Here is a 10,537-nt window from a genome sequence, read left to right on the forward strand (position 1 = left end):
AGGACCTCGCCATCGGCATCATCGAGCTGGAGCCTGACCTCCACCTCGTAGCCGCCGTCGTAGACCGTGGCGAGCAGCTCAGCGAAGTGCCGGCCGTGCTCCACGCGCTGCAGCTCGACCGCCCCGCCGCGCACCAGCATGAGCGCACGCACCGCCTCCGCGCGCCCGAACTCCCGGGCGAACGTGGTCAGCGCCTGCGCGTCGATCTCCATCGCCAGCATCGTCGCACCGGCCACCGACAGGCGCCGGAAGAGGGTCGACGCTCGATGGCGCGGCAACCGGTTGCTTCCGGCGAATCCGCGCATCGAGCGTCGAGTTCTCTCCAGGTCACGCGGCGAGCCGATACCGTCGAGCCCGTGAGCAACGACGCCGCCCTCCCCGAGATCGACGGCCCCTTCATCCGCCCGTCCGCCACCGCTCCCGCCGAGCCGCGGTGGGGTCACGCCGACGGCCTGCAGGTGGGGCTGGCGCCGCTCCCCGGTCCGCGCGGGCTGCTGCGGATCTACACGCCCTACCTCGACCAGCCACGCGAGCGGATGATGAACTTCGTCGCGGTCGAGCCGATCCCTGCCGGCGAGAACACCCGCGGCTTCTCCGAGCTCGAGCACTCCGCGCTCGACGACGCCCCCGGCAAGCGATTCTGGTCCGTTGACGACCCGGCGGACTCGACGCCGCGACCGTCGACCGAGCCCGCGCGAGGCATCGTCGAGATGCTCGACGGCGTGGCACACCAACGCGTGTTCGTCCTGGTCGAGCGGTTCGACAACGGGGCCGATGTCTACCTACGCCTGACCTTCCGCGCCGACCGGCCGCACGAGGTAGCCATCGCCTCCTACGCACGCGAGGGCTCGGTGCCGCTCGCGCACCTCGTCACCACCGCGACCATGGGCAACTACGCGCGCCTGCGCGAGCTGCACCTCGCCGACCGGGTAGTCACCCCGGCGCAGCTCTGGCCCGACTTCACCGGCCATGCCTTCGCCCCTCACGCTCGCTTCTCCCTGGGCGAGATGACCCGGGACGCGGGCAACGCCGTCGTGCTCGCGGCCACACCCGACGAGGCCGACCCGGTCAACGTGACCTACGCCGATGACGTCTACCCCGGCTGGCACTTCGCCGGCGGGCTGGCGCGGCAGTACTGGCGCGCGGACGACCCGCATCCCGAGATCGAGGGCCTCGTCAACGCGCGCGCCTCCTACTGGGCGAGCGAGTCCCCGATCCCCGGTGGCGCGTCGTTCGAGAACGTCGAGCTCCTCGAGCCGTTCCGGCAGGGCCGCGAGCTGACGTTCGGGATCACCCCGCTGGCCTGACCGCCACGAGGCTCTCCACCTGCCGGGATCGCTGTTCTCGGTCGACATCGCTGGAACAGACCAGCGATCTCGACCCCAAACAGCGATCTCGGCCCACACCCGGCCATCCCCAACTGGTTGCAGAGTTGAGACAGTCGTGTTTGACTGGCGCCTGCTTGCGATTCGCAACCGGTGGAGGAGATGGGTTCCATGTTCCGAGGTGGCTTTGCCCAGAGCACGGTGACCGACCTGGAGCGGGCGGAGGACTGGTACGCCCGCCTGCTCGGGCGGGCGCCGGACGCGCAACCGATGCCGGGCCTGCTGGAATGGCACCTCGTCGAGGGCTTCGGCGTCCAGGTGTGGTCGGACCCCGAACGCGCCGGCCGTTCGACCGTGGTGCTGGAGGTCTCCGATCTCGACGGCGTCGCCGAGCGCCTCACCGCTGCCGGCATCGACCACGGCGGTCCTCAGCCGGGTGGCGGCGTCCGCATCCTGCCGCTCGCGGACCCCGATGGAAACCGCGTGGTGCTCACCGGCGCGTAACACGCCGTACCCCCGCAGAAAGGGCACGAGCGTGACCGCGGGGAGTGGCCGGCCCCGCCCCGCGGGCACGCTTGTGCCCTTTGGGTGACATGTGGTCCCGAGGAACGATCTCCGAGGTCGACAACCACGTCAGACGCTCAGGCGAACAAGGCGATCGAGGCGTTTCATGTCGGCGGCACGCGCCGCGCTGGCCGGCGGGGTGAGCGCGGCCTCAAGCTGCGTGCGCACCACCGGCTCCTCCAGGTGCATCCCGATGGCGACGAGTCCGGTAGCCCGCGTGCCGGCGCGGGCACGGGCCACATGCACGGCGCCGCCCACAGCGTTCACCGCATACACGCGCACGCCGGAACGCCACCGCACCGCGACGGTGCCCTTGAGTCGATACGCGCCCTCGGGCGGCGACTCCAGCAGGTCGACCAGAGGGCCGGGGTCGACCTCGCCGTCGTAGGCCACGGTGACGGCATCGGCGTGCTCGTGCTGATACTCGCCGGCCGGGCGAAGCAGCTCGCGCCACGGCAACTCGTCCTGCTCGCGCTCGGCCGCGTCGACCAACAGCGCCGGGTCGATCGCACCACCGCGAGCGCCCACGACCTGCACCTGCGGCCGCACCGATCTCGCCTGCTCCGCGACCAGGGCGAGGGTCGCATCCGGGTCAGCAACGCCGTCGAGCTTGTTGACCACCACGAGGGTGGCGGCCCGGAACCGGGACAACGTCACCGGGTCGGTGTCGGAGCGCTCGAGCGCGACCGCATCCACCACGTCGACCAACCCACCTGGGCGCACGCGCTCGGCACCGCTGAACCTGATCATGCGGGCGAGCGCGAGCGGATCGGCCATGCCGCTGGCCTCGACCACGATCGCATCGAGGGCGAGCGCGGGCGCAGCGAGCCGCTCCAGCGCCAGGTCCAGCTCGCTGTCGTCCTCGATGCAGCACAGACAGCCGCCGGAGATCGCCGCAGGCTCGTCGACCTGCCCGAACAGCAGCGCCGCGTCCACGTCGATCGCGCCGAAGTCATTGACCACCACCCCGAGGCGGGCGTCGGAGGCGCGCAGCACGTGGTTGAGCAGCGTCGTCTTGCCCGCGCCGAGCCTGCCCGTCAACGCGACGACAGGTATCTGATCCACCCGCCCAGCCTAGGTGAGAACCGTTCCTATTACTCCGTTCGGCTCTCGATCACCTGCACGAAGGTGTCGAAGAGATCCTGGGCCTGATCTGCCACCAGCCCGGCACAGACGCCCCTCACCACGCTGTCGCTTCCGATCGGAAGTGAGTTGATGCCGAAGCACTGCGGCCCCACGCTCGGAAATCCGGGCGCCCCGTACAGGTAGATGTTCCGCAACCGACGGGACGCGCCCTCGTCGCGCCCGAGCACTCGCATCGTGGCATCGAGGTAGGGGTAGCGGGCCAGCGCCCGCCCGATGCTGTCGCCCGCGGCGACGCTCACCCGATCGCCCCAGCGCGCCATGTCCGGCGCCACGGGCGCGAGCCATCCCATCGCGTCGATGTCCACGACGAACCCGGTCGCCAGCACGATCAGGTCGACCGTCTCGGTCCGGCCGTCGACCGTGGTGATCTCGACCGCGCCATCGGCGGCGACCGCGCTCGCGACCGCCGCACCGAGCATCAGCTCGTATTGCGCGAATCGCCTGCAGCGCGCCACGGAGTGGTCGGGCGGAGGCATCGGCAGCGACAGGTAGCGGTGCGTCAGCTCGAACCTGAGCGACTCCGGCAGCGCAGCGAAGTGCCGGTAGATGCCGCGGGATTCCAGGGCACGCGCCGCGTTGAGCGTCGGCAGCTCCGGCCGCCGCACCAGCTGCACCACACGGCTCGCGCCGGCCTCGAGCGCGGCAGCCGCGTTGTCGAACGCCGAGGCGCCGGCGCCGATCACCGCCACCCGTCTGCCTCGCACACGCGCAGCGTCCAGGTCGTCGGAGGAGTGCAGCCACAAGTGCCGCGGCAGAGCCGCCGTGAATGCCGGAAGCGCAGGCCCACCCCAGCCGTGCAGCCCGCTGGCCACCACCACGGCGCGCGCATGCAGCACGTCCTCGACACCATCGGTCACTACCCGCAGCGTGGCGGTCGACCCGTCGGTGTCGAGCAAGGTCACCTCGGTGTCGCTGCGCACCTCGACCTCGAACGTCTCACGAACCCATGCCAGGTACGCCGCCCACTCCTCGCGCGGGATCAGTCCGAGGGTGTGCCAGCCCTGCTCGCCGTGCTGCGCCTCCCACCACGCGCGGAAGGTCGCGGCCGGGATGCCGGCGTCGGGACCGTGCAGGTCCTTCTGCGTGCGGAGCGTCTCCATCCGCGCCCACGTGATCCACGGTCCCTCACGGCCGGCCGGCGACCGATCGACCACGAGCACACGGCCCACACCCTCCTGCTTGAGCTTGATGGCGGTGGTCAGTCCCGACTGCCCACCCCCGATCACGACGGCGTCCCACACCTGGCCTGGCGCCGTCCAGATGGTCTCGGGGTAGGCGAGCAGCGCGCGCTGCGCCAGCACGTGCTCGCGCAGCGCGTCGAGCCCGGCCGGTGCCGCCGCAGCCTGCCCGAGCGGCAGCACCTCAGATGGTGTAGCCACCATCCACCCCGATGATCGCGCCGGTGGTGAAGGCCGCGTCGTCGCGGGCCAGCGCGGCCACGATCGCGGCGGTGTGCTCAGGAAGCGCGAGCTCCTGGATCGCCATGAACGAGACCATGTGCGCGATCTTCTCCTCGGAGTGCCGCTCCAGCATCTCGGTGCGGGTGGGTCCCGGATTGACGAGATTCACGGTGATGCGCCGCGGCCCAAGGTCGCGCGCCATCCCCTTCGTCATCCCGATCAGGGCGGCCTTGCTCGTCGCGTACAGCGAGCCTTCCTGCCGAGCCATGCGGGTCGCGACCGTGCTGCCGATATGGATGATTCGACCGCCGTCGGGCATCACCGCGAGCGCCGCCTGGCTGAGCACGAACGGTGCCGCCACGTTGACTCCGAGGGTGCGCTGCACGTCCTCGTTCGAGAACGTGCCGAACGGCTTGTAATCGCTGATCGCCGCGTTGTTGACCAGGATGTCGAGACCCCCGAGGTGCTCGACGGCGGTGCTCACCAAGCCATCCGCCGTCGCCGGATCGCTCACATCACCTTGGAATGAGGCGGCCCGGCCGCCGGCGGCCATCACGCCGTCGACCACCTCGTTCGCCAACGCGACCGAGGAGTCGGCGACGTAGGAGACCAGCACCGCTGCGCCGTCGTCGGCCAACCGCTGGACGATCCCGCGGCCGATGCCGCGCGTGCCGCCGGTGACCACTGCGACCTTGCCCGCAAGCGGGCCGGCTGCCTCAGTCATTCAGCACGTTCTCCAGGGCGCTCGTGTCGATCGCGACCGACAGGTCGGGGATCTGCGGAAGCGTGCCGGCATCGACCAGAGCCTGTCCGAGCTCGTCCATCCAAGCGATGTCATCGGCTGTCGGGACCGTGAGCGCATAGTCGCGGCGGTCCACGGTGATCTCCGCGGCCTCGGCGGACATGCCGGTCGCTTCGGCCATGTACGCGGCCGCCTCGGCGGGGTTCTCGTTGACCCAGTCGACCGATGCCCCGTACCCGGCGAGGAATGCCTCGACCGCCTCCGGCTCCTCGGCGAGGTAGTCCTCGCGCGCCACGATCACGATCGGGTTGAGGAAGAAGTCGGTGCCGTCGACGACGACGTCAGCCAGGTCCTCGAGCTGCGCCTGCGCGTAGAACGGGTCCCAGGTGTACCAGGCATCGATCGCACCCGACGTCAGTGCGGCGAGGCCGCCATCCGGCGGCACCTGGATGTAGTCGATGTAGTCCGAGGGCAGGCCCGCGTTCGAGAGCGCCAGCGCCAGGAAGGGTGCGAGCGAGGAGCTGAAGCCGCCGACCGTGAGGCCCTGCAGGTCCTCGATGCTCGAGATGCCCGAACCCGGCGGCACGAGGATCGCGTGGGTCTCCGGGCTGGTCTCGGTCATCGCGATGATGCGCGCGTTGGTGGCGCCCACCATCGCGGCCGGGTCGTAACCGCCGATGACGAGGTCGATGTTCCCCGAGGCGAGCGCTGCGACACCATCGGCGCCCGAGGAGACGAACTCGACCGACATGCCGGAGGCGTCGGTGCCGAATGCATCGTCGAACAAGCCGAGCTCCAGGCCCGAGGGGAGTGCGGGGTAGGAGACCACGGTCGCGACGTTGGGGAGTTCGATCGAGCCCTCCCCGCCCGACCCGCCGCCGGCGTCAGAAGCGTCGCTGCAGGCGCCGAGAACGAGGAGGGTCGCAGCCGTGGCGGCAAGCGCGATCAAGGGGCGGGTACGCATGGTGACTCCGTGGGTCTAGCTGATGGGGATTCAGTGAACGAGCTGGAACTGGGCGAGCAGGGACGCGCGCACGTGCGCGAACTCGTCCGAGGCGCGGTTGCGGGGGAAGGGCAGGTCGATGGTCTCGACGTGCTGCACGCGCCCCGGTCGCGGTGCCATCACCACCACGCGGTCGGCGAGCACCACGGCTTCCTCGATGTCGTGGGTGACGAGCAGCGCGGTGGTGTTGTGCTGACGCCAGATGTCGCGCAGCGCATCCTGCATCTCGATGCGGGTGAAGGCATCGAGAGCGCCGAAGGGCTCGTCGAGCAGCAGCACATCGGGGCGTGGAGCGAGGGCGCGCGCGATCGCTGCTCGCTGCGCCATGCCGCCGGAGAGCTCGTGCGGGTGAGCATCCCCGAACGCCTCCAGGTGCATCAGATCCAGCAGCTCCTCGGCACGCTCACGTTGCTCGGAGGCGGTCCCGTGGAAGCCGAAGAGAATGTTCTGCCGCACGGTCAACCACGGCAACAGCCGGTGCTCCTGGAACACCATCCCGGTCTGCGTGCTCGGGCGTTCGACCAGCCGCTCGCCGACGTAGACCTCGCCGGTGAACTCGGTGTCCAGGCCGGCGATGCACCGCAGCACGGTGGACTTGCCGCAACCTGAAGGACCGACGAGCGCCACGAACTCGCCAGGTTGCACGTCGAAGGTCGCGCCCTGCAGTGCCACCACCTCACCGCCGCGCCCAGAGAACACGCGACCGACGCCGTCGACCGTGATGGAGGTACTCATCGCATCTCCCGATCGATGGTGTCGCGCCACCTGAGCAGGCGTCGTTCGAGCAGTCGCACGAGCGAGTCGACGATCTTGCCGACCGCCGCGAACACGATCAGGGCCGCCAGCACCACATCGACCCGCACGTACTCACGGCCGGTCTGCATCCAGTACCCGACGCCCGAGTTCGCGCCCGTGAGCTCCGCAATCACCAGCGCCAGCCACGCGATGCCCAGGCCCAGCCGGATGCCCTGCAGGATGCTCGGCATCGCGCCGGGGATGACGATCCGCTTCAGCGTCTCCACGGTGGAGAGTTCGTACATGCGGCCGACCTCGAGCAGCTTGCGGTCGATGCTGCGGATGCCGTGGAACATCTGGATGTAGACCTGGAAGAAGGTCGCGAACGCGATCAGGATGACCTTCGGCAGCTCGCCGAGCCCGAACCACACGATGAACAGCGGCACCAGGCCCATGATCGGCACGGTCCGCAGCGCCTGCACCGTGGGGTCAAGGAGCCGCTCGAACAGCGAGGACAGCCCGGTGATGGCGCCCAGTGCCAGGCCGAGTGCCGCACCGATCGCGAATCCGAGCAGCCAGCGCCCCACGCTCGTGGCCAGGTGCGTGGGCAGCGTCCCGTCCAGGGTGCTGGTCCACAGCGTCTGCACCACCTGCACCGGCGAGGAGAACAGGATCGGATTGACCCACTCGGACGTGTAAGCCACGTACCAGAGCGCCAGGATCAGGACCGGCAGGATCCACCCGATCGGCAGGCTGCGCCGCCGTGCTGGCGCTCGCGTGCGGCTCGGCGCGTCATCGACCTCGAGCGCGGCGGTCTCCATCACCATGCGGCTCCTCCTCTCGGGGCTCATGACCCTCGAATCGGACGCCGACGGCGCAGGGTCACGTCGGTGTGTACGGGCAGGCATGCGCCCGGTCCCCCTTTCGTACACGGCTGCGCGCACGCTCGGCGCTCGTGGCTCCGATGTCTCACATGCTGGCTGCGATGTCCGTGAGGCGGGATGGCGCGGTCGCTCGCGTGGCGTGGTGGCCGCCGATGCGTTGCAGAAGGCACCGTTGATGTCACCTGTTCAACGCATAGGGGCCGGGCGAGTGCGTGGGCGCCGACGGGCTGATCGACCCCTCCCAGTTCGCCTGCCGCGCGAGTGACCTGCAGCCGAGCCGGGAGGAGATGGCGGGCGAGGAGCTCGCGACGCTCGGTGACGCGGTGCGCTGGGAGATCACCGGGATCGCCACCGACTGGGCGGGGTTGCGGCCCTGGTACGTGGCGCCCGAGCAGGAGTCGATGCTCAGCCTGATGACCGCCCCCGCCGACGACGCGCGAGAGATGCAGGAGTGCCTGCGAACGGCGTCGAACGGGCTGGCCGCCTACGCCGGCGACCTCGTCCCGATCCAGCGCGACCTCGCCGACCTCCAGACCTGGGAACCGCTCGCGGTCGACTTCACCACCAAACCGCTGTACGCCGACGCCGGTCGCAGCGGCTGGGACATCCCCGTGGGATACCGCGTCTGGATCGCTCCCGAGGTCGGCACGTTCACCGACGTTGCAGATGGGCTCAGTGCCTGCCCGTTCGAGGGCGAAACCCTGCTGTCAGCCCCCGACGACTGGTACTTCCTCGACGTTGCCGAGGCCATGAAGGCCACCCTTGACATGAACGGCCTCGACGAGGTCCCGCACCAGGGCTGACCTTCGTCCGGGCACGTTGAACCGGCCATCGATGCAGCCCACGCACCAGCTCACCACGCGCCGCGTGGGCAGGCCCGTGGGTCAGAAGGGTGGTGGGGTGTCGTCGCCGTGGACCTGCGCCAGGGGTCGTCTCGCGACCATCCTGACGTCGCCGTCGATCTGCTGCTCGTAGACGTGGCCGGTGGCGGTGGTCCAGGTACGTGGCCCGCCGGGTTCCGGGTCTTGCCGGTAGTGCCAGCCGCCGTGGGTGATCAACAGATGATCGCGACGGCAGCCCGGGTCGAGATTCCACACGCTGGTGGCGCCGACCGGGTACGGGATGCGGTGATTGAGGTCGCAGGAGTCCGCGCTGACGTTGCAGGTCGGCCCGGCGCAGTACGGCTGCGCCGACCGCACCAGCCTGGCCATCGACTCCGGCGGCCGGTACGCCGGTGAGGACACCTCCAGGACGGTCCGGTCGATCGGGTCCAGCACCAGCCGCGACCAGGTCGATCCGGCTGCGAGGGCGCGGGCCGCAGAGGCGGGAATCGGACCGTAACCATCGAGGAAAGCGATGGTGAGCCGATCGGGCACCGACGTCAGCCTTGCCGGGACACCACTAGTGGTCGTGCCCTCGACCCCGGCGGCACGGGGACCGGGGGTAGCCGCCGCATCGGCGGGCGTGCCGTCGCACTCAGGGCACACCGCCGCCTCGCTGGACATGACATCGCCCTCGGGTCACACCACGGCCTCGGCAGCTGCATTGGCATCGCCGCCCACTTCCGGCGCGTGCGCGCTGCGTTCGCATTCGTCGCCGCCGTCCTGTGGTGGCGGATGGCCGAGATCGGTGGTCCCGCCATCGCGTGGTGCCCGGCCGGCATCGGAACCGTCAGGCGGCGGATCTGGATCTGCTGCGGCTGGTGGGTGGTCCATCAGGATCGTGTAGGGGACGACCACGCGCACGTGGGCGCTGACACCGCCGATATGCCCAACACGCATGAACGAACCGCCGTCATGGTCGACGGCGCCAGGCTCGCCGACGTCAGCCGCCGCGCCCTTGGAAGGAACCTCCGCATCGCCGGGTGCTGGACCGATCCAGCCGGTCTGCACGGCAGCAGACCCCATCGCGGCCAACGCATCAGCACGAAGCTGGTCCATGGTGCGCTGGTCGCCGGAACTCTTCGCCGAGCGGGCGGCGGCATCGACGGCCCGGTACACCTGGGTGGCCTCCACTGCGGGCATCACCGCATACAGCGACGCCATGCCGTGCGGCAACGCCCGGGGCGGGTTCACCCGACGCGACTGTGCGGCATCGGCGCACCGCTGCTCGAACTGGTCCGGATCCACGGCCGCGCAGGCAGCGGCGACCTCGCGCCTCAGCTGCCCGGTCGACATGTGGGGCGCCTTGGGCAGCACCCGCTCCTGCACACTGAGCGCCGCGTCCGCGCCGAGGTCCTTGATGGCGTCCAGGATCAGGTCGGCCTTGACCGCGTCGATCTCACCGTCGATCAACGAGTCCCCTGTGGGGGCGCCGGTCTCGTTCATCGCTCGTCCGGACCGGACCAGGCGTGCTGCGGCAGGCTTGGTGATCCCGAGCCGGACGGAGAGCTCATCGGCAGCGATGCTCACCTCACCGGCCTCGATGCCCATCGCCGCCAGATGCGCCAACCCGTTCGCCAGCGACTCCCGCCGCGCCATCACCGCTGCCGCTGCTCGTTTGCCTGCGGCACAGTAGGACTCGAGCTTGGCCCACACCGCCACCATCTCTACGTAGTCGTACTCATCGCCGACCAGGTCCTCAGGCAGGGATTCCAGATCGCTCAGCAAGCCACCCGAGGGCGATCGCTCCGCCAACCACGACACTGGACCGTGCTCGGGCTGCTCCAGGTCGTCAACCCACGAACCGGCCACCACGGCACCCTCCTGCGCCCGCTCTTCCTCACCCTCCGCGACGCG

12 protein-coding genes are annotated in these 10,537 nt (G+C 70.1%); 3 read left to right on the forward strand and 9 right to left on the reverse strand.

Annotation, left to right across the window (positions count from 1 at the left end):
* The coding region (locus ACOJSN_RS13210) for a hypothetical protein (RefSeq protein ID WP_420112964.1) at positions 1-212 on the reverse strand (212 nt) is incomplete at its 3' end.
* Positions 213-356: 144 nt separating this feature from the next.
* Between ACOJSN_RS13210 and ACOJSN_RS13215 the strand changes: the two genes are divergently transcribed.
* A complete protein-coding gene (locus tag ACOJSN_RS13215) occupies positions 357-1,307 on the forward strand; it encodes a hypothetical protein (RefSeq protein ID WP_420112965.1) in 951 nt (316 codons plus the stop codon).
* Positions 1,308-1,496: 189 nt separating this feature from the next.
* The gene (locus tag ACOJSN_RS13220; RefSeq protein WP_420112966.1) at positions 1,497-1,829 is read left to right on the forward strand and encodes a VOC family protein; all 333 of its coding nucleotides are present in this window, start codon (positions 1,497-1,499) and stop codon (positions 1,827-1,829) included.
* Between the two features lie 129 nt (positions 1,830-1,958).
* On the opposite strand, the gene ACOJSN_RS13225 is transcribed toward ACOJSN_RS13220, so the two are convergent.
* From ACOJSN_RS13225 to ACOJSN_RS13250, 6 genes are read right to left on the reverse strand one after another with little or no spacing between them, the layout of a single operon-like run.
* Positions 1,959-2,954, reverse strand: a complete 996-nt coding sequence (locus ACOJSN_RS13225; RefSeq protein WP_420112967.1) for a CobW family GTP-binding protein — start codon at positions 2,952-2,954, stop codon at positions 1,959-1,961.
* A 29-nt stretch (positions 2,955-2,983) separates the two neighbouring features.
* Entirely contained in the window at positions 2,984-4,414 is a 1,431-nt protein-coding gene (locus ACOJSN_RS13230) for an NAD(P)-binding domain-containing protein (protein WP_420112968.1), read from the reverse strand.
* Positions 4,398-5,159 (reverse strand): SDR family NAD(P)-dependent oxidoreductase, encoded by a 762-nt coding sequence (locus ACOJSN_RS13235; protein WP_420112969.1) that lies wholly within the window; start codon positions 5,157-5,159, stop codon positions 4,398-4,400. The genes ACOJSN_RS13230 and ACOJSN_RS13235 overlap by 17 nt, the downstream gene beginning before the upstream one ends.
* Entirely contained in the window at positions 5,152-6,141 is a 990-nt protein-coding gene (locus ACOJSN_RS13240; protein WP_420112970.1) for an ABC transporter substrate-binding protein, read from the reverse strand. Before ACOJSN_RS13240 ends, ACOJSN_RS13235 begins: the two co-directional genes overlap by 8 nt.
* A gap of 30 nt (positions 6,142-6,171) precedes the next feature.
* Positions 6,172-6,915: an ABC transporter ATP-binding protein gene (locus ACOJSN_RS13245; RefSeq protein WP_420112971.1), complete on the reverse strand. Its 744-nt coding sequence runs from the start codon at positions 6,913-6,915 to the stop codon at positions 6,172-6,174.
* The gene (locus tag ACOJSN_RS13250) at positions 6,912-7,742 is read right to left on the reverse strand and encodes an ABC transporter permease (protein ID WP_420112972.1); all 831 of its coding nucleotides are present in this window, start codon (positions 7,740-7,742) and stop codon (positions 6,912-6,914) included. The genes ACOJSN_RS13245 and ACOJSN_RS13250 overlap by 4 nt, the downstream gene beginning before the upstream one ends.
* Positions 7,743-8,011: 269 nt before the next feature.
* Between ACOJSN_RS13250 and ACOJSN_RS13255 the strand changes: the two genes are divergently transcribed.
* Complete coding sequence (locus tag ACOJSN_RS13255) at positions 8,012-8,602, forward strand: hypothetical protein (protein WP_420112973.1); 591 nt, start codon at positions 8,012-8,014, stop codon at positions 8,600-8,602.
* 81 nt (positions 8,603-8,683) lie between these two features.
* On the opposite strand, the gene ACOJSN_RS13260 is transcribed toward ACOJSN_RS13255, so the two are convergent.
* The gene (locus ACOJSN_RS13260; protein WP_420112974.1) at positions 8,684-9,304 is read right to left on the reverse strand and encodes an HNH endonuclease signature motif containing protein; all 621 of its coding nucleotides are present in this window, start codon (positions 9,302-9,304) and stop codon (positions 8,684-8,686) included.
* 15 nt (positions 9,305-9,319) lie between these two features.
* Positions 9,320-10,537: DUF222 domain-containing protein (locus ACOJSN_RS13265; RefSeq protein WP_420112975.1), on the reverse strand; the 1,218-nt coding region annotated here is incomplete at its 5' end.

Origin of the sequence: Pseudactinotalea sp. (genome assembly GCF_048594945.1) — a bacterium.
Taxonomy (GTDB): Bacteria; Actinomycetota; Actinomycetes; order Actinomycetales; family Beutenbergiaceae; genus Pseudactinotalea.

What these genes read in the sequence shown, in the direction of transcription:
- ACOJSN_RS13250 (WP_420112972.1), bottom strand. Translation starts at nt 7,742, where the DNA reads ATGGTGATGGAGACCGCCGCGCTCGAGGTCGATGACGCGCCGAGCCGC.
- ACOJSN_RS13240 (WP_420112970.1), bottom strand. Translation starts at nt 6,141, where the DNA reads ATGCGTACCCGCCCCTTGATCGCGCTTGCCGCCACGGCTGCGACCCTC.
- ACOJSN_RS13235 (WP_420112969.1), bottom strand. Translation starts at nt 5,159, where the DNA reads ATGACTGAGGCAGCCGGCCCGCTTGCGGGCAAGGTCGCAGTGGTCACC.
- ACOJSN_RS13220 (WP_420112966.1), top strand. Translation starts at nt 1,497, where the DNA reads ATGTTCCGAGGTGGCTTTGCCCAGAGCACGGTGACCGACCTGGAGCGG.
- ACOJSN_RS13260 (WP_420112974.1), bottom strand. Translation starts at nt 9,304, where the DNA reads ATGTCCAGCGAGGCGGCGGTGTGCCCTGAGTGCGACGGCACGCCCGCC.
- ACOJSN_RS13245 (WP_420112971.1), bottom strand. Translation starts at nt 6,915, where the DNA reads ATGAGTACCTCCATCACGGTCGACGGCGTCGGTCGCGTGTTCTCTGGG.